Genomic DNA, 16,868 nt, shown 5'->3' on the forward strand with positions numbered 1-16,868 from the left:
GATCCCCGCTTTCGCGGGGATGACGAAGGTTTGGTCAGACGTCTAAGCCGGGGCCGCCCGGCGAAGCGGTGTCGCCCGACCGCCTAGCCGACCAGCGTGCGCGTCGCGGCTTCGACGTCCTGCTGGCGCATCAGCGCCTCGCCGATCAGGAAGCAGCGAATGCCGTGCTCGGCCATCGCATCGAGATCGGCGCGCGTCGTCAGGCCGCTTTCGGCGACGAAGGTGCATTCCTTGGGCGCCTTCGACACCAGCTCGTAGGTCCGCGCGAAATCGACGGTGAAGTCGCGCAGGTTTCGGTTGTTGACGCCGATCAGCCGCGACTTGAGCTTGAGCGCGCGCTCCATCTCGGCCTGCGAATGGACTTCGACGAGCACGTCCATCCCGCATTCGATCGCGCTCGCCTCGATCTCGGCGAGCGTCACGTCATCGAGCGCCGACATGATCAGCAGGATCGCGTCGGCACCGAGCCCACGCGATTCGGGCACCTGCCACGGATCGACCATGAAATCCTTGCGCAGCACCGGCAGGTCGCACACGCCGCGCGCTGCGGTCAGGAAGCCGTCCGAACCCTGGAACCACGCTTCGTCGGTCAGCACCGACAGGCACGTGGCACCGCCGGCCTGATAGGCGAGCGCATGCGCCGGCGGATCGAAATCCTCGCGGATCAGGCCCTTTGACGGGCTCGCTTTCTTGATCTCGGCGACCAGCGCGTAGCCGCCCTCGGCTGCGCGCGCATCGAGCGCGGCGCGGAAGCCGCGCGGTGGTGACTGGGCCGCGATCCGCGCGTCGAGTTCGCTCAGCGCGGTGGTCGCCTTGCGCGCGGCGACGTCGGCGCGCTTGGTTTCGAGGATACGGTTGAGAATATCGGTCATGAGTAAGCGATCCAACGATCGAGCAAGGCGTTCGCCGAACCGCTGTCGAGCGCTTCGGCAGCGATGGCTACGCCTTCGGGAAGGGTGTGCGTGGTGCCAGCGACAATCAGCGCCGCGGCGGCGTTGAGCAGGACGGCATCGCGATACGCACCGGTCTCGCCAGTGAGCAGGCGGCGCAAGGCGGCGGCATTGTGGACGGCATCGCCGCCCCGGATCGCGCTGATCGGGTGGCGCGGCAGGCCGGCATCCTCGGGCGTGATCGTGCGCGGGAGGTCGATCGTACCGACCGCGACCGCGATGCTCGGGCCAGCGCTCGACAGTTCGTCGAGGCCTTCCTCGCCCGACACGACGAGCGCGGCTTCGGTGCCGAGTTGCTCGAGCGCGGCGGCGTAGGTCGCGGCATAATCGGGGCGGGCGATGCCGATCAGCTGGCGTGTGACGCCCGCCGGATTGGCGAGCGGGCCCATCAGGTTGAAGATCGTGCGGCGACCGAGCTTCTGGCGGATCGGGGTGATGCGCTTCATCGCCGGGTGGTGGTTGGCGGCGAACAGGAAGGCGATGCCGATATCGTTCAGGCTCGCCTCGGCGTTGAGACCGGCGCGGTGCATGTCGAGCCCCAAAGCCTCGAGCGTATCGGCGGCGCCGGACTTGGAGGAGGCCGCACGGTTGCCGTGCTTGGCGACGGGCACGCCGGTGCTCGCGACGACGATCGACACCGCGGTCGAGACGTTGAGCGTGTGGTGGCCGTCTCCGCCGGTGCCGCAAACGTCGAGCGCGCCGGCGGGGGCCGCGATCGGCAGCATCCGGTCGCGCAGCGCGCGTGCGGCCGCGGCGATTTCGATGCTGGTCTCGCCGCGTTCGGTCAGCCCGATCAGGAAGCTCGCGATCGCCGCATCGGGGACGTGGCCGTCGAGCAGGTCGGCGAACGCTTGCGCTGCGGACTCCCGGCTCAGCGGGGAGGACGGGTCGGGGAGGAGGGCGAGGGTCGTCAAATTCCCCTCCCGCTTGCGGGAGGGGTTAGGGGAGGGGAGTCCGTCCCGTGCATCTCGAACAGGCCCTCCCCCGGCCCCTCCCGCAAGCGGGAGGGGAGGATCATACCCGCATCCGCCAGGAAATTGCCGAGCAATGCGTGACCATGCTCGGTCGCGATGCTCTCGGGATGGAACTGCACGCCGTGGATCGGCAGCGTGACGTGGCGTACGCCCATCACCGAGCCGTCGTCCGCGCGCGCATTCACCACCAGCGCATCGGGCAGATCCTCGACGATCAACGAATGATAGCGCGTCGCGGTGAAGGGCGAGGGGAGGCCGGCGAACACGCCCGACCCGTCATGCGTCACGGGCGACGTCTTGCCGTGCATCAGCCCGCCGCGCACCACGCTGCCGCCGAAATGCTGGCCGATCGCCTGATGCCCGAGGCATACGCCGAGCAGCGGCCGTCCCGCGTCGGCGCACGCTGCAACCAGATCGAGCGACACGCCCGCCTCGGTCGGCGTCTTTGGGCCGGGGGAAATGAGAAATCCGGTGGCGTTGCTCGCGAGCGCATCCGCCGCAGTGATCGCGTCATTGCGCACGACCTTCACCTCGGCGCCAAGCTCCATCAGATAATGGACGAGGTTCCAGGTGAAGCTGTCATAATTGTCGATGACGAGGATCTGTGCACGGATCATAGCGCGCCGCTACCGCTTTTGTGGTGTAGCGACAATGATCGAATGTGTGCGTTCAGCTTGGATCAAGCTGGCCTGGCAGACGTTGTTGATCCTCGAGGAGATTTTTCACCATGCTGCGCCCCTTTGCCATCGCCTTGACGCTGGCCGTCCTACCCATGTCGAGTTTCGCGCAGACCGCGGACCAGAACGACGCCGCCGCCAAGCAGGCCGAGTCTGGCAAGCCCCCGCTGCGCATCCGTTCGATCACGCTGACGGGGAACCAGGCGTGCCCCAAGTCGACCAACCCCGATGCCGAGATCGTGGTGTGCGCGCGCCAGGGCGAGCCGTATCGTATCCCGAAGGAACTGCGCAACGACAAGCCGATCCCGGCGCAGAACCAGAGCTGGGCCAATCGCGCCGCAGTCGCCGATGAGGTCGGCCGTCGTGCGGCAGGCTTGCCTGACACATGCTCGCCGACGGGTTCGGGCGGCCAGACCGGCTGCGCGATGATGCGCGCGCAGCAATATGCCGCCGAAAAGGCCGAAGCCAAGCGCCAGGCGGCAGCGATCCCGTGATCGCCGCCGGCTGATTACTGCCCGAAACTGACCTCCGCCGCGCGCGCGATCGCCTCGCGCGCGGCGGCGAGCAAGGCACCGGCCTTTGCCTCGCATTCGCGTTGCTCGTATTCGGCGACGCTGTCGGCGACGATCCCGGCGCCGGCCTGGACGTGCATAATCCCGTCCTTGACCACTGCGGTCCGCAGCACGATGCACGAATCCATCGAACCGTCGGGCGAGAAATAGCCGACGCCGCCGGCATACGCCCCGCGCACGGCGTCCTCGAGTTCGGCGATGATCTCGCACGCGCGGACCTTCGGCGCGCCGCTGACGGTGCCTGCGGGGAAGCCGGCGAGCAACGCATCGATCGCGTCATGCTCTGGCGACAGTCGGCCGACGACGTTCGACACGATGTGCATCACATGGCTGTAGAATTCGGTGGTGTAGCTTGCGGTGACCGTGACGCTGCCCGACTCGGCGACGCGGCCGACATCGTTGCGACCGAGATCGAGCAGCATCAGATGCTCGGCCCGCTCCTTGGGGTCGGCGAGCAGGCCGACGCGATTGGCTTCGTCCTCGGCGGCGGTCTTGCCGCGGGGGCGCGTGCCCGCGATCGGGCGGATCGTCACTTCGCCGTCGCGCACGCGGACGAGGATCTCGGGGCTCGAGCCGGTCAGCGCGAAGCTGGGCAGGTCGAGGTGATAGAGGAACGGCGACGGGTTGATCCGCCGCAGCGCGCGATAGAGCTCGAACGGCGGCAGCGTGAACGGCGCGGTGAAGCGCTGGGCGAGCACCACCTGGAAGATGTCGCCCGCGACGATATAGTCCTTCGCCGCTGCGACCATCTCGGCGTAACGTCCCGGCGCGAGCGTCGGCGTCAGCGCGATCTCCTGCGCGGCGGGGGCGCGCACGGGGGCGGGAAGCTGGGCGGTGGCGAGCCGCGCGGCGGTCGCCTCGATCCGCTCGCTGCCCTCGGCGACGATCGCCTCGGGCGTGCGCTTGGCATCGGGCCAGACCGGCGCGACGAGGAACAGCGCATCGGCGAGCCGATCGAAGATCAGGATCACCGTCGGACGCACGAACATCATGTCGGGCAGGCCGAGCGCGTCGTTGGCTGGGCGTGGGAGCCGCTCGACCAGCCCGATCGTCTCATAGCCGAAATAGCCGACGAGGCAGGCGAGCGCGCGCGGCAGCTCGGCCGGCACGTCCATCCGGCACGACGCGACGAGCGCGCGCAAAGCGTCGAGCGTCGGCGCGTCGCATGGCGCGAAGGCGTCGCGGTCGCTCAGCCAGTGGGCGTTGATCGCGGCCTCTGCGCCGTGCGCGCGGAACACCAGGTCGGGGGCGAGCCCGATCAGGCTGTGCCGCCCGCGCGTCTCGCCACCCTCGACCGATTCGAGCAGGAAGTCGCCGCGGCCGGGCTCGATCAGCTTGAGGGCGGCGGCGACCGGCGTCTCGGTGTCGGCGACCTGCCGCTGCCACAGCAGTGCGGGCTTGCCCGCCGCCAACGCGGCGCGGGCTGCGACCCGGTCGGCGCGATCAGGGCTGCTGGTCATCTGCGCTCACGCCGCCCATCAATTGCGCCTTGAGCTTGGCGATCGCCAAGGTGTTGCGCTTGGTGCCGACGGCGTTCTGCACCGCCTTGCCGAACTGCGCGACATATTCGCGGCCGATCACGCTGCCGATATCGCTCTGCGTTCCCGCGATGACCTTGGGATTGGCGCTCGCGTCGCCCGGCGTGATCGTGTCGAGATGGACGATCAGATAGCCGGCATTGTTGGGCGCCTCGAGCAATTTGGTCGTCTTCGCCGGCATCGCGAAGAGCATCTGCAGCGGCGCCGAGACCGCGCGCGGATCGGCGAGCAACTGCGCACGCGGACCTGAGATCGGGCGGAGCGGCGGCAGCTTGAGCTTGGTCGCGGCGAAGGCTTGTGCCAGCGGCATGCCCTTATTGGCCGCGGCGACGACGCCCGCGGCGATCTGGCGGACCGCCTTCTGCGCGCGCGCCAGCTCGAAGTCGCGGATCACGAGATCGCGGATCTGCGCGAGCGGGCGCGGTGCGGCCGGCACGATCTTGTCGAGCGTGACCAGCGCGAAGCTGCCGTCCTGGCCGAGCGGCACCGTCTGCGGCGAATCGCCGGCATGCGCGGCGAACGCTGCGGTGAGGATCGGCGCGATCGCAGGATCGGGCTTGGCGGTTGGGTTGGCGATATCCTGGCCGCTCGCGAGGAGCGCCGGCGTCGTCTGCACGGCCAGCTTCTGTTGCGCGACGATCCCGTCGAAGCTCGTCTTCGACAGCGTATCCTCGAACGCGTTGCGCTTGTCGGTGAGCAGCTTGGCGGTCTTCTGGGTTGCGAGCGTCTTGGTCAGCTCTGGCGTCGCGGCGGCGAGCGTCGTCGCGGCACGAACGCGCTGGCTCTCGACCTTGAGCACGATGAAGCCGAGCGGCGCGCGCAGCGGCCCTGCGACGTCGCCCGCCTTGCTACCGAACGCCGCGTTCGCGATCGCCGGCGAGGTCTGCGCGGCATAATCCGCCTTGGTGGTATCGGTGAGCGTCACCGGCTCGAGCCCGGCGGCCTTTGCCGCCTGTGCGATCGGGGTACCGGCGCGGACCTTGGCGGCGAGCGCGTTCGCCGCGGTCTGGTCGGCGACGACGACCTGGACGATCGTGCGCAGATCGGCGGCGGCATATTTGCCCGACTGTGCCTGGTAGGCAGCGGCGATCTCGGCTGCGGTCGGCGTCGCAGCGGCAGCAACGGCGGCGGTGTTGACGAGCGCATAGCGCACGACGCGGCGCTCGGGCACGCGGTAGCGCGAGGCGTTGCGCGTGTAATAGGTGTTCAGCTCGGCATCGGTCGGCACGGCGCCGGCGGGCACCGCCTGCGACGGGATGAAGCCGATCGTGCCGGCGCGCTTCTCGAGCAGCAGGCTGGCGTAAGGGAGCGCGAGCTGGAGCGGGACCTGGTTGGCCTTGAGCGGCGACTGCCACAATTGCTTGACGAGGATCTGGTCGGTGGTCTGCAGCCGGACGTCGGCGTCGGTCATGCCGATCTGGCGCAGCACGCCTTCATACTTCTCCTGGCTGAACTTGCCGTCGAGCCCCGAAAGCCCAGGCTGCGCGGCGATCACCGCATCGACCGCGGGCTTGCCGACGACCATGCCCTGCGCCTGCGCATACTGGCGATAGGCGGTCGAATCGATCAGCCGCTCGAGCGTCGCGTCGAACCCGCCGCCCGCGACGAACTGCGCCATGTCGAGCGTCGGGTTCTGCTGGCGGTAGCCGTCCATGTCGCGCTGAACGGCAGTCTGCAGCTCGCTGACCGAGATCGTCTTCTTGCCGACGGTGGCGACGATATCGCCCTTGGCGACAGGATTGGCGCTGCCCGACAGGCCGGCGCGGTCCCCCAGCACGAATGCCAGGCCGAGCAACGCGACGAAGCCGAGCGCAATCGCGCCTCCGAACCGGTGGGCAATCATTCGGCGGAAAAAGCTGAGCATGGTCGGAAACGGCCAATCTGTCTGGAGCGTGGTGCCGCTGCTTTAGGGGGCAGGCGAGGTCGCATCAACCCAGGCGGTTGGACTTGTGCCGCGCGCACGCTTCGGTATCGCTGTCGCGCAACGATCAAAACGGGAGAGACGCAGGATGGCGCGACGCAAGCTGGTGGCAGGCAACTGGAAGATGAACGGCAACCGTGCCGCCTTGGCCGAACTGGTCCTGATCGCCGAGGCGGCGCGCGCGGCGCCCGGGGTCGACGTGTCGATCGCGCTGCCCGCGACGCTGATCGCGCCTGCGGTGGCGCTGGTGCCGGGCTTCGCGTTCGGTGGCGAGGATGTCCATGCCGCCGAAAGCGGCGCGCATACCGGGTGCCTGTCCGCCGCGATGCTCGCCGAGGCGGGGGCAAGCTTCACGATCGTCGGGCATAGCGAACGCCGCGCCGACCAGGGCGAGACGAGCCAGGACGCCTGGGCCAAGGCGAGCGCGGCGCATCGCCACGGGCTCGGCGTGATCCTGTGCGTCGGCGAAACCGATGCCGAGCGCGACGCCGGCCGTGCCGCGCGCGTCGTCCAGGCGCAGATCGAGAAATCGGTCCCCGATCTCGCGACGGGCGACTGGCTGACGCTGGCATACGAACCGCGCTGGGCGATCGGCACGGGGCGCACCCCGACGCTCGACGAGATCGGCGAAGTCCATGCGATCGCTCGCGCCAAGCTGCGCACGCTGGTCGGCGATGCCGCCGACGGGATCCGCATCCTCTATGGCGGGTCGGTGACGGGGGCGAATGCGACGGCGATCCTCGAGACCGAGGATGTCGACGGCGCGCTGGTCGGCGGCGCGAGCCTGACCGCGGCGAAGTTCGTGCCGATCATCGAAGCGGCGTAGCGGGACCCTCGGCATGGCGCGGAAGCTCAAGGTCTTCGTCGTGCCGGCCGGGTTCCATGACGCCTATGTCGCAGCGCCGAGCCGCAAGGCCGCGCTTGCGGCGTGGGGGAGCGAGCACGATCTGTTCGCGCGCGGGATCGCGCAGGAAGTGAGCGATCCCGCATTGATGGCCGAGCCGCTGGCGCATCCGGGCGAGGTGATCAAGCGTTCGCGCGGGACGAGCGCCGAGCAGATCGCGGCGTTGCCGGCGCTACCGGCGCGGGCGGCTAAGGCGGGGGAGGATGTGCCGGCCGAGCGCGCCAACGTCCGTCGGGGCGGGGCCAAGCGGGTGGCGTCGGCTCCGCGCAAAGCCGAGCCCAAACCCGAACCACCGCCCAAGCCCTCGAGCGAAGCGCTTGCCGCCGCCGAGCAGGCGCTCGCCGATCTCGAAGGCAGCTACCGCGCCGCCGACGCCAAGCTCGTCGCCCGCCAACACGCGCTCGACCGCGAGCGGCGCGATCTCGACGCGCAGCACGACCGCGAGGGCAAGGCGCTGAGCGCAGCGCTCGCTGCCGAGCGCGACCGTTACGACACGGCTATGGCGCGCTGGCGGAAGGGGCGGGGCGCTGGCTGATCGTTTGGGGCGCGGCGCCGGGCGGTTGACTCGATTGATCCCAAGACGCGGTGTTTACAGTCGCGATCGTTTCCGTTTTCGTGCCAATCCAGTCCTGCCGGTCCGACGATGTCAAAGAGCAGAACAGTCTATATCATAACCGCCGACATGTAGGACAGCGTCATGGGAAATCGTGACCCGATACCGACGTCAGGAGCGCGGTTTTCCGCGCGGCGGGCCGATGATATACGGCGCACACCCGAAGGCGGGGTTGCAGTCCGTAGGCAGCCGCCCGCGCTTGTCGGGAAACACCAGGACCAAGGCAACGTACGGGGGCTGCTTCGACTGCCGCACCTTCAGCCTGTCCTCTGCGGTCAGACGGTAGAGGGCGGTCGCGCCAAGGGCGGACGACCGGACCTCCTGACGATGGGGTTCGACCGCTTCGATCGTGCAGCCGTTGAGCGTCCCCCGCGCAGCGACCTTGCAATACACCATGGCGCGCGCGCCGCCGGTGAAATGCGCTGCTGGCATCGCTGCGATCTGTTTCGCCGTCGGCTGCACCGCCCAATGCGCCTGCTCGGTTTCCGGTCCAGATCGCGGTCGCGACGACGGATAGACGGAGAGCGTCGTATATGGGTGCGCGATCAACCCCATCGTCGCGACCGAGAATTGGAGCAGGAGCGATGCCGCCATCAGCATGGGCCGTGATCCCGACTGCGAGTCATTTTCCGACGGTCCTTTCGATCGCGAGCTTCGCCCATTTCGACGGGGCGCGCCAGCGATACCCGTGCGCCCACCGTAGCGACGATCCCGCCGCCGGCGGGACCCGTTGGATCAGTTTCCTCGCCAGTGCCTGCGCGATCACCGTCACCAGCAGGGATAGGCTGTCCGCCGCGATCCGTCGCGTCCGCGCTCCGCGAGCGCGACCCCCGTTCCCGACGCGACGACGCCCGCGTTCTGACGCAAAAGGGGATAGGCGGAGATCGACCAGAACCGGACGTCCAGCTTGCCTGATGGCCATCCCGACAGCGGACGCTCGGTATCGACCTTGAGCAACAACCCTGCGACTATCGACCCGCGAGATTTTGGGTCTTGATCGGGAGCGGCACGTGCTAGATTTCTTCTATAGACTCCGGCTGAAGCCGGGCGCTGACTTCATCGAGGAGCGGCCCGAGTCCGTATCGGCGGACCTTCCTTACGAGCTTCAATCGAAGATCTTCGATCAGCTGGCGACGGTCGGCATCGCCGGCGCAGGGCTCTCGGTGACGTTGATCGGCAGTTTGCTCCAGAACGCGTCGCGCGTCGTGTGGCTGTCAGTGATCCTCTTTGGGTTAGCCGCCATTACGTCGGTCGGTGCCAACGTTCGGCTGATCGACGGACTGACCCAGCGCCGGCCTGTCCTACGCCGCACCAAGCTGGACGTGCAGATCGCGATGGGCCTGATCGGCATGGCGATCGGATGCCTGTGCATGAGCATGTATTACGAGGGTGATCGTGCACCACCGAAGGCCGCTAGCGTGCAGCCGGCACGGTAAAGCTGGGATGTTCGCTGACCACCACCACGGGACGAGTGGCCCGGACTAATAACAGCACCTTGAGCGGAATGTCCGCTTACCACCAATAATCGACGTTCAACCGCTCGCCGACATCAAACCGGCGGCGGGACCAGCCCGATCAGCTTCATCGCCACTGCCTGCGCCACCATCGTCACCAGCCAGAACAGGCTGTCGCCAATGATCCGCCGCGCCGCCACGCCATGATAGCGCTGCGTGACCGCCACCACCGGCAGCACGAACCCCGCCCAGATCACCACTGCGCTCCCCACCGCCATGATCCATGGTGCCGCCTTGGGGGGCGCGAGGATCAGCGCGCCGGCGAGGATCGCGGCGAACCAGAACAGGCCGAGTGCGGCCACGACGATCGCGCTGACTGCCACGCGCCCGCGCCCGAACGCCACGTGATAGGCGGCCCCCAGCATGAGCCCGATCAGCGTCGCGACGAGGATCGGCACGAGGTTGATCAGGATGTAGATCATGCCGGGAAGCGCCCCTTGAGCATCGCCCAGGCCGCGCGCAGGCCGAGCGCCTCGCCGCCCTTGGGGCGACCGGGCTTCGAACTCGGGCGCCACGCGAAGGTGTCGAAATGCGCCCAGGGCGTGCCCTCGGGCACGAAGCGGCGCAGGAACAGCGCGGCGGTCACCGATCCGGCGAAACCGCCGTCGGGGGCGTTGACCAGGTCCGCGATGTCCGACGACAGCATGTCGTCGTACCCGTCCCACAGCGGCAGCCGCCACAGCGGATCGCCGACCGCGCTCCCTGCGGCTAGCAACGCCGCCGCCAGCGTTTCGTCATTGGCGAAGGTCGCGGGTAGATCGGGCCCGAGCGCGACGCGCGCCGCGCCGGTGAGCGTCGCGAAATCGAGGATCAGCGTTGGGTTTTCCTCGACCGCGCGCGTCAGCGCGTCGCCGAGCACGAGCCGCCCTTCGGCATCGGTGTTGGTGTTCTCGACCGTCAGCCCCTTGCGCGTGCGGAGCACGTCACCCGGGCGGAAGGCGTTGCCCGCAATGCTGTTCTCGACCGCGGGGATCAGCAAGTGCAGCCGCACCGGCAGCCGCGCCGCCATCACCAGTCCGGCAAGCGCGAGCGCGTGCGCCGCGCCGCCCATGTCCTTCTTCATCAGCCGCATGCCCGACGACGGCTTGATATCGAGCCCGCCCGAATCGAAGCACACGCCTTTGCCGACGATCGCGATGCGGGGATGCGCGGGGTTGCCCCATTCGAGCTCGATCAGCCGCGGCTCGCGCCCGCGTGCGGCGGCCTGGCCGACCGCGTGGATCATCGGATAGCCCTTTTCGAGTGCGTCGCCCTTCGTCACGGCCACGGTCGCGCCGTGCGCCTGGGCGAGCTGCTGCGCCTCGGCTTCGAGCTCGGCTGGGCCGAGATCGGCGGCGGCGGTGTTGACGAGGTCGCGCACCTTGGCGGTGGCGCGGGCGAGGCGAACGGTTTCCTCGATCCGCGCGGGCTCGCCGGTGAGCAGTACGCGCGCGCCGACCAGGGTCTCCTCGCTGCGATAGCGATCAAACTTATGCTGCGCGAGGCACCAGCCGAGCATCGCCGCGCCGGGCTCGCCATCGGCGAGGCGATACGTCCCCTCGGGCAATTGCTCGCCGAGCGAGGCGATCCGCCACGGCGAGTCGAGGCTTTCGTTGCAGACGAGCAGCATCGCCCAATCCTCGGGCTTCTCGCCAGGCAGGACGGCGCGGTTGCCTGGCTTGCCGGTCAGCCGGTGGGCGGCGACCACGGTGCGGATCCGCGGCGGTTGCGCGCCGAGCCACGCCTCCCACGCCTCGGGGCGAACGACATGGATGAGGCGCGCGGGCTGGCCGCGATCGGGTTGCAGCAACGCTGCGGGGTCGAAGGTCATACCCCTTTATCGGAAGCGCAGCGCCGGGGCGCAACCCGCGCGTGGTTACGCGAGCGGCACGCCGTATAGGTCGTGTTCGTCGGCATCCTCGATGCTGACCGGCACGATGTCGCCCTGCTTGAGGTGGCCGGCGTCGCGCAGGAAGACCTCGCCGTCGATCTCGGGCGCGTCGGCCTTCGAGCGGCCGGTGGCGCCGCCCTCTTCATCGACCGCGTCGATGATGACGTCGAGCGTGCGGCCGACCTTGGCCTGGAGCTTGTCGGCCGAGATGCGCGCGGTGAGGTCCATCAAGCGGGCGTAGCGCTCTTCCTTTATTTCCTCGGGGACGTGGTTGGGAAGGTCGTTGGCGGCGGCGCCTTCGACCGGCTCGAAGCGGAACGCGCCGACGCGGTCGAGCTGCGCTTCCTCGAGCCAGTCCATCAGATAGGCGAAGTCGTCCTCGGTCTCGCCGGGGAAGCCGACGACGAAGGTCGAGCGGATCGCGATGTCGGGCGCGATCGTCCGCCAAGTCTTGATGCGCTCGAGCACCTTGGTTTCGTTCGCCGGGCGCTTCATCAGTTTCAGCACGTTGCGGCTGGCGTGCTGGAACGGGATGTCGAGATACGGGAGGATCAGCCCCTCGGCCATCAGCGGGATGACCTGGTCGACATGCGGGTACGGGTAGACGTAGTGGAGGCGCACCCAGGCGCCGAGCTTGCCGAGTTCGCGCGACAGATCGGTCATGTGCGCGCGGACTTCCTCGCCGTGCCACATCCGCGGCTGGTGACGGATGTCGACGCCGTAGGCCGAGGTGTCCTGGCTGATGACCAGCAATTCCTTGGTGCCGGCTTCGATCAGCTTCTCGGCTTCGCGCAGGATCGCGTCGGGGCGGCGGCTGACGAGGTCGCCGCGCAAGGACGGGATGATGCAGAAGCTGCAGCGGTGGTTGCAGCCTTCGCTGATCTTCAGATAGCTGTAGTGGCGCGGGGTGAGCTTGAGGCCGCTGTCGGGAACGAGGTTGAGAAACGCGCTCGGCGGCATCGGTGCCGCTTCGTGCACTGCGCCGACGACTTCCTCATATTGATGCGCGCCGGTGACGGCGAGGATGCCGGGGAATTTGGCGCGGATCATCTCCGCTTCCTTGCCCATGCAGCCCGTGACGATGACTCGGCCATTCTCGGCGATCGCTTCGCCGATCGCTTCGAGCGACTCTTCCTTCGCCGAATCGAGGAAGCCGCAGGTGTTGACGAGCACGACGTCGGCCCCGGCATAATCGGGCGACATGGCATAGCCATCGGAGCGCAGCTTGGTCAGGATCCGCTCGCTATCGACCAGATTCTTGGGACAGCCGAGCGAGACCATGCCGATCTTCGGCGGGGAGGGGAGTGTTGTTGCCATGGGAACGGCGGCACATAGGCGTGTTCGCGCGAATTTTCCAGCGCTAGCCGTCGCGGCGCTGCGTGCGCGTGATCTGGCCGGCCGATTCTTGGCTATCGCGGTGGCGCGATCGCATTTATTCCCTCGACCGCATGACCCATCGCGCATCCTGGCTGGCCGTGCTGCTCCTCCTTGCGGGGTGTAGCCCCGACCGACCGCCCCCGGCGACGGTTCGCTATGCCGGCCTGCCCGTCAGCGGCAGCGTCGGCGATGCGCGCCGCGCGGGCTTCACCGACTGCGTCCAGCCCGATTGGGGGCGCCTGCGCTGCCGCCGTCACGACGTGAGGTTCGAAAGCGCGGGGCCGTTTGAAGCGGCGGTCGATCTGGTCGGCCACGATGGCGGCGGCGGTTTCGACCAGCTGACGCTGTGGCACGCGGACGACCAATATGCCGTCTACAAGATCACCGACGCGCTCGAGAAACAGGGCTGGAAGAACTGCAGCACCGGCGATGGCGAGCGCGGCGACCAGATCGTCTACACGCGCAAGGGCGCGCCGGTCCGCGTCTCGATGGATCTGAGCTATTGGGGCAAGCGGCGGTTGCGGCTGATCCCCGCATGGAACACGAAGGAGCGACGCTGTTGAGCGAATTTATCCCCGAGGTCCCGCGTCCGCAGGCGACGCGCTACCGGTTGGTCGCGCATCCCGATCTGCCGCCCACCGCGGTCGAAGCGGTCGATGTCGATGTCATCAGGGATGGCGACACGCTGCTGCTGACCTTCATGGTCGAGGGCAACGACCATGTCGCCTTGCCCGATTGGGTCGCGGCGGCGCGCACCGACGATCTCTGGAAGACGACGTGCTGCGAGCTGTTCCTCGGCGTGGCGGGCGATGCCGGCTATGTCGAGTTCAACTATTCGCCCTCGACTCGCTGGGCGGCGTACCGCTTTGCGGCGCATCGCGCGGGGGGGCACGATCTGCCGCTCACGGTCGATCCGCGCGTCGACCGTGGCGACGACAATTCGGCGTATCTCGTCGAAGTCGAGCAATCGCTCTCCGATCTCCCCAGGGGGCCGCTCGAGATGGCGCTGACCGCCGTGATCGAGGAAACCGACGGGACCAAATCCTTCTGGGCGCTCGCCCACACCGACGGCCCGCCCGATTTCCACAACCGGGATTGCTTTATCGCGACCCTCCCGGCCGCCGACCACCCTTGACCCCAATTCGTTCCCCGGCGAAGGCCGGGGCCCAGTCGCGGAACAGCGGTTTGCCGACGCAGCGCTCGCCAACGATCGCGGTCGCGACTGGGCCCCGGCCTTCGCCGGGGAACGGACGAACCAGCGAGACCTTTGACCCATGAAATTCGGTATCGATCGCCTCCTCGCCGACCCTGCGCTGTGCGCCCCGCTCGAGGGCAAGCGCGTTGCATTGCTCGCGCATCCTGCCTCGGTCACCGCCGATTTGACGCATTCGGTCGATGCGCTGATCGCCGAGGGTCTGAACGTCACCGCGATGTTCGGCCCGCAGCACGGCGTGCGCGGCGACCTGCAGGACAACATGATCGAATCGCCCGACTTCACCGATCCGACCTACGGCATGCCGGTGTTCAGCCTGTACGGCGAAGTGCGCAAGCCGACCGGGCAGTCGATGGGCACGTTCGACGTGATGCTGATCGATCTGCAGGATCTCGGCACGCGGATCTACACCTTCATCACGACGCTGCGCTACGTGCTCGAGGCCGCCGCCGAGCACGGCAAGACGGTGTGGGTGCTCGACCGCCCCAACCCGATCGGCCGGCCGATCGAGGGGCTGACGCTGCGTCCCGGCTGGGAGAGCTTCGTCGGCGCCGGGCCGATGCCGATGCGCCACGGCCTGACGATGGGCGAGCTCGGCCATTGGTTCATCGACCTGCTGAAACTCGACGTCGACTATCGCGTCATCGAAATGGAGGGCTGGCAGCCCGACTCGGCGCCGGGCTTCGGCTGGCCGAGCGACCGCGTGTGGATCAACCCCAGCCCCAACGCCCCCAACGCGATGATGGCGCGCGCTTACCCCGGCACGGTGATGCTCGAGGGCACGACGCTGTCCGAAGGCCGCGGCACGACGCGTCCGCTCGAACTGTTCGGCGCCCCCGATATCGACGCCCGCGCGGTCGTGGCCGAAATGCGTCGGCTGGCGCCCGAATGGCTCGATGGCTGCCAGCTGCGCGACATCTGGTTCGAGCCGACTTTCCACAAGCATGTGAAGACCTTGTGCAACGGCGTTCACATCCATGCGGAGGGTCCGGGCTATCATCACGCCGCGTTCCGTCCGTGGCGCGTCCAGTCGCTGGCGTTCAAGGCGATCCGTGGGCTGTATCCCGATTACGATCTGTGGCGCGATTTTCCGTACGAATATGCCTTTGGGAAATTGCCGATCGACGTGATCAACGGCGGCCCGGGCTTGCGCGAATGGACCGACGACTCGGCAGCGACGCCGCGCGACTTGGACGCGATGACACAGCCTGACGAGGCCGATTGGGCCGAGTCGCGGGCGCGTTTCCTGCTCTATTGAGCGATAGGACGGATACGACACTCGTTTCGTCGCGCTTGCGCAACGACTCGGGGGTGTGACGGGATTCAAAGGTGGCGCTTCATCCCTCGGTATTCCATGACAATTCTATCGATTGCCGGCCCGGGGGGGTCGTATCGTGTGCCGGAGAAACGTCGTGGAATCCGATCGTCACTTCTACATGCGCCGTGTCGTCGCCGAACGCCTTGCCGCCGCGCGCGCCGTTACCGAGGAGGGCCGCCAGCGCCGCCTCGTCCTCGTCGAGACCTATCTGCAGAAACTCCAGGCGATGCCGGCCTGACCCGGCTCACCGCTTGCGCGTCAACTCGCGCATCGCCTCGTCGAGTCCGGCGAGCGTCAGCGGGTACATCCGGTCGGTCATCAGCTCGCGGATGATGCGCAGGCTCTGCGAATAGCCCCATTGCTGTTCGGGGATCGGGTTGAGCCACACCGCCGCAGGGTAGGTGTTGGTCAGCCGATGCATCCACACCGCACCCGATTCCTCGTTGAAATGATCGACCGAGCCGCCGGGATGCGTGATTTCGTACGGGCTCATCGAGGCATCGCCGACGAACACGAGCTTATAGTCGTGGCCGAACTTGTGGAGCACGTCCCACATCGGCGTCCGTTCGGAAAAGCGGCGGGTGTTGTCCTTCCAAACGCCCTCGTACAGGCAATTGTGGAAATAGAAGAATTCAAGGTTCTTGAACTCGGTCGTCGCGGCCGAGAACAGCTCCTCGCAGAGCTTGACCCACGGGTCCATCGATCCGCCGACATCGAGGAACAGCAGCAGCTTGACCGCATTGCGCCGCTCGGCGCGCATGACGACGTCGAGCCAGCCCTGGCGCGCGGTGCCAGCGATCGTCGCGTCGATGTCGAGCTCGTCCGCCGCGCCCTCGCGCGCGAACTTGCGCAAGCGGCGCAGCGCGATCTTGATGTTGCGGGTGCCGAGCTCCTTGGTGTTGTCGAGGTTCTTGAAGTCGCGCTGGTCCCACACCTTCAGCGCGCGCTTGTGGACGCTTTCGCCGCCGATACGGACGCCCTCGGGATTGTAGCCGCTATTGCCGTACGGGCTGGTACCGCCGGTGCCGATCCACTTGTTGCCGCCCTGGTGGCGCTCGTGCTGCTCGTCGAGCCGCTTCTTGAGCGTCTCCATGATCTCGTCCCACGACCCGAGCGATTCGATCTTCGCCATTTCCTCAGCGCTGAGATATTTCTCGGCAACGGCCTTCAGCCAGTCGGCGGGGATATCGGCGCTGGTCTGGCCGAAGGTGGTGGCGATGCCCTTGAACACCTTGGCGAAGACCTGGTCGAACTTGTCGAGCAGCCCCTCGTCCTTCACGTAGACGGCGCGCGACAGATAATAGAAATCCTCGGGCGTGCGGTCGATCACTTCGGCGTCGAGCGCCTCGAGCAGGAGCAGATGCTCCTTGAGGCTGGCGGGGATGCCGGCGGCGCGGAGCTCGTCGAGGAAATTTAGGAACATGGCG

Annotated in this window: 17 protein-coding genes and 1 pseudogene; 8 read left to right on the forward strand and 10 right to left on the reverse strand. The window is 67.8% G+C overall.

Going from position 1 to position 16,868, the window contains the following annotated elements; genetic code table 11:
• Positions 1 to 83: 83 nt before the first annotated feature.
• The 3 genes and pseudogenes from trpC to ACP7C5_RS14125 all read right to left on the reverse strand — a co-directional run.
• Positions 84 to 872, reverse strand: coding sequence for an indole-3-glycerol phosphate synthase TrpC (gene trpC / locus ACP7C5_RS14115; protein WP_426264738.1), 789 nt, complete (start codon positions 870 to 872; stop codon positions 84 to 86).
• Entirely contained in the window at positions 869 to 1,864 is a 996-nt protein-coding gene (trpD, locus tag ACP7C5_RS14120) for an anthranilate phosphoribosyltransferase (protein WP_426264739.1), read from the reverse strand. Before trpD ends, trpC begins: the two co-directional genes overlap by 4 nt.
• 86 nt (positions 1,865 to 1,950) lie before the next feature.
• Positions 1,951 to 2,541 (reverse strand): annotated as a pseudogene (locus ACP7C5_RS14125) (anthranilate synthase component II); the annotation flags it as partial.
• 110 nt (positions 2,542 to 2,651) lie between these two features.
• Between ACP7C5_RS14125 and ACP7C5_RS14130 the strand changes: the two are divergent.
• Positions 2,652 to 3,095 (forward strand): hypothetical protein, encoded by a 444-nt coding sequence (locus tag ACP7C5_RS14130; RefSeq protein WP_322159739.1) that lies wholly within the window; start codon positions 2,652 to 2,654, stop codon positions 3,093 to 3,095.
• A 14-nt stretch (positions 3,096 to 3,109) separates the two neighbouring features.
• Here ACP7C5_RS14130 and trpE read toward each other — a convergent pair whose 3' ends face one another.
• Together trpE and ACP7C5_RS14140 are read right to left on the reverse strand one after the other, a co-directional pair.
• Positions 3,110 to 4,633: an anthranilate synthase component I gene (trpE, locus tag ACP7C5_RS14135; RefSeq protein WP_426264740.1), complete on the reverse strand. Its 1,524-nt coding sequence runs from the start codon at positions 4,631 to 4,633 to the stop codon at positions 3,110 to 3,112.
• The gene (locus tag ACP7C5_RS14140) at positions 4,617 to 6,575 is read right to left on the reverse strand and encodes a SurA N-terminal domain-containing protein (RefSeq protein WP_426264741.1); all 1,959 of its coding nucleotides are present in this window, start codon (positions 6,573 to 6,575) and stop codon (positions 4,617 to 4,619) included. Before ACP7C5_RS14140 ends, trpE begins: the two co-directional genes overlap by 17 nt.
• Positions 6,576 to 6,720: 145 nt before the next feature.
• On the opposite strand from ACP7C5_RS14140, the gene tpiA reads away from it, so the two are divergent.
• Both tpiA and ACP7C5_RS14150 read left to right on the forward strand, forming a co-directional pair.
• Complete coding sequence (gene tpiA / locus ACP7C5_RS14145; protein WP_426264742.1) at positions 6,721 to 7,458, forward strand: triose-phosphate isomerase; 738 nt, start codon at positions 6,721 to 6,723, stop codon at positions 7,456 to 7,458.
• A gap of 13 nt (positions 7,459 to 7,471) precedes the next feature.
• The gene (locus ACP7C5_RS14150; protein ID WP_426264743.1) at positions 7,472 to 8,071 is read left to right on the forward strand and encodes a hypothetical protein; all 600 of its coding nucleotides are present in this window, start codon (positions 7,472 to 7,474) and stop codon (positions 8,069 to 8,071) included.
• Between the two features lie 189 nt (positions 8,072 to 8,260).
• On the opposite strand, the gene ACP7C5_RS14155 is transcribed toward ACP7C5_RS14150, so the two are convergent.
• Positions 8,261 to 8,743: a hypothetical protein gene (locus tag ACP7C5_RS14155; RefSeq protein ID WP_426264744.1), complete on the reverse strand. Its 483-nt coding sequence runs from the start codon at positions 8,741 to 8,743 to the stop codon at positions 8,261 to 8,263.
• Positions 8,744 to 9,159: 416 nt separating this feature from the next.
• On the opposite strand from ACP7C5_RS14155, the gene ACP7C5_RS14160 reads away from it, so the two are divergent.
• Positions 9,160 to 9,585 (forward strand): hypothetical protein, encoded by a 426-nt coding sequence (locus ACP7C5_RS14160; protein WP_322159728.1) that lies wholly within the window; start codon positions 9,160 to 9,162, stop codon positions 9,583 to 9,585.
• A 113-nt stretch (positions 9,586 to 9,698) separates the two neighbouring features.
• Here ACP7C5_RS14160 and ACP7C5_RS14165 read toward each other — a convergent pair whose 3' ends face one another.
• From ACP7C5_RS14165 to rimO, 3 genes are read right to left on the reverse strand one after another with little or no spacing between them, the layout of a single operon-like run.
• A complete protein-coding gene (locus tag ACP7C5_RS14165; protein WP_426264745.1) occupies positions 9,699 to 10,085 on the reverse strand; it encodes a hypothetical protein in 387 nt (128 codons plus the stop codon).
• Positions 10,082 to 11,473, reverse strand: a complete 1,392-nt coding sequence (locus ACP7C5_RS14170) for a leucyl aminopeptidase family protein (RefSeq protein ID WP_426264746.1) — start codon at positions 11,471 to 11,473, stop codon at positions 10,082 to 10,084. The genes ACP7C5_RS14165 and ACP7C5_RS14170 overlap by 4 nt, the downstream gene beginning before the upstream one ends.
• A gap of 45 nt (positions 11,474 to 11,518) precedes the next feature.
• On the reverse strand, positions 11,519 to 12,850 hold the full coding sequence (rimO, locus tag ACP7C5_RS14175; RefSeq protein WP_426264747.1) for a 30S ribosomal protein S12 methylthiotransferase RimO: 1,332 nt from the start codon (positions 12,848 to 12,850) through the stop codon (positions 11,519 to 11,521).
• 158 nt (positions 12,851 to 13,008) lie between these two features.
• Here rimO and ACP7C5_RS14180 point away from each other — a divergent pair, with 158 nt between their 5' ends.
• The 4 genes from ACP7C5_RS14180 (at position 13,009) to ACP7C5_RS14195 (ending at position 15,679) form a co-directional block, all read left to right on the forward strand.
• Positions 13,009 to 13,473, forward strand: coding sequence for a hypothetical protein (locus ACP7C5_RS14180; RefSeq protein WP_426264748.1), 465 nt, complete (start codon positions 13,009 to 13,011; stop codon positions 13,471 to 13,473).
• Positions 13,470 to 14,045, forward strand: a complete 576-nt coding sequence (locus ACP7C5_RS14185) for a DOMON-like domain-containing protein (protein ID WP_426264749.1) — start codon at positions 13,470 to 13,472, stop codon at positions 14,043 to 14,045. The genes ACP7C5_RS14180 and ACP7C5_RS14185 overlap by 4 nt, the downstream gene beginning before the upstream one ends.
• Positions 14,046 to 14,184: 139 nt before the next feature.
• Positions 14,185 to 15,381: an exo-beta-N-acetylmuramidase NamZ family protein gene (locus ACP7C5_RS14190; protein WP_426264750.1), complete on the forward strand. Its 1,197-nt coding sequence runs from the start codon at positions 14,185 to 14,187 to the stop codon at positions 15,379 to 15,381.
• Between the two features lie 154 nt (positions 15,382 to 15,535).
• Positions 15,536 to 15,679 (forward strand): hypothetical protein, encoded by a 144-nt coding sequence (locus ACP7C5_RS14195; RefSeq protein ID WP_157134576.1) that lies wholly within the window; start codon positions 15,536 to 15,538, stop codon positions 15,677 to 15,679.
• A gap of 6 nt (positions 15,680 to 15,685) precedes the next feature.
• On the opposite strand, the gene ACP7C5_RS14200 is transcribed toward ACP7C5_RS14195, so the two are convergent.
• Positions 15,686 to 16,864 carry a vWA domain-containing protein gene (locus ACP7C5_RS14200; RefSeq protein ID WP_426264751.1) on the reverse strand — a complete coding sequence of 393 codons (1,179 nt, stop codon included), beginning with the start codon at positions 16,862 to 16,864 and terminating at the stop codon, positions 15,686 to 15,688.
• Between the last annotated feature and the right edge of the window lie 4 nt (positions 16,865 to 16,868).

Origin of the sequence: Sphingomonas sp. PWP1-2, assembly GCF_049898305.1 — a bacterium.
GTDB classification, from domain to species: Bacteria; Pseudomonadota; Alphaproteobacteria; order Sphingomonadales; family Sphingomonadaceae; genus Sphingomonas; species Sphingomonas glacialis.

Excerpts from the sequence above, each read along its gene's own strand:
- trpC (WP_426264738.1), bottom strand. The coding sequence starts at position 872 with ATGACCGATATTCTCAACCGTATCCTCGAAACCAAGCGCGCCGACGTC.
- ACP7C5_RS14130 (WP_322159739.1), top strand. The coding sequence starts at position 2,652 with ATGCTGCGCCCCTTTGCCATCGCCTTGACGCTGGCCGTCCTACCCATG.
- trpE (WP_426264740.1), bottom strand. The coding sequence starts at position 4,633 with ATGACCAGCAGCCCTGATCGCGCCGACCGGGTCGCAGCCCGCGCCGCG.
- ACP7C5_RS14140 (WP_426264741.1), bottom strand. The coding sequence starts at position 6,575 with ATGCTCAGCTTTTTCCGCCGAATGATTGCCCACCGGTTCGGAGGCGCG.
- tpiA (WP_426264742.1), top strand. The coding sequence starts at position 6,721 with ATGGCGCGACGCAAGCTGGTGGCAGGCAACTGGAAGATGAACGGCAAC.
- ACP7C5_RS14150 (WP_426264743.1), top strand. The coding sequence starts at position 7,472 with ATGGCGCGGAAGCTCAAGGTCTTCGTCGTGCCGGCCGGGTTCCATGAC.
- ACP7C5_RS14155 (WP_426264744.1), bottom strand. The coding sequence starts at position 8,743 with ATGGCGGCATCGCTCCTGCTCCAATTCTCGGTCGCGACGATGGGGTTG.
- ACP7C5_RS14165 (WP_426264745.1), bottom strand. The coding sequence starts at position 10,085 with ATGATCTACATCCTGATCAACCTCGTGCCGATCCTCGTCGCGACGCTG.
- ACP7C5_RS14170 (WP_426264746.1), bottom strand. The coding sequence starts at position 11,473 with ATGACCTTCGACCCCGCAGCGTTGCTGCAACCCGATCGCGGCCAGCCC.
- rimO (WP_426264747.1), bottom strand. The coding sequence starts at position 12,850 with ATGGCAACAACACTCCCCTCCCCGCCGAAGATCGGCATGGTCTCGCTC.
- ACP7C5_RS14190 (WP_426264750.1), top strand. The coding sequence starts at position 14,185 with ATGAAATTCGGTATCGATCGCCTCCTCGCCGACCCTGCGCTGTGCGCC.
- ACP7C5_RS14200 (WP_426264751.1), bottom strand. The coding sequence starts at position 16,864 with ATGTTCCTAAATTTCCTCGACGAGCTCCGCGCCGCCGGCATCCCCGCC.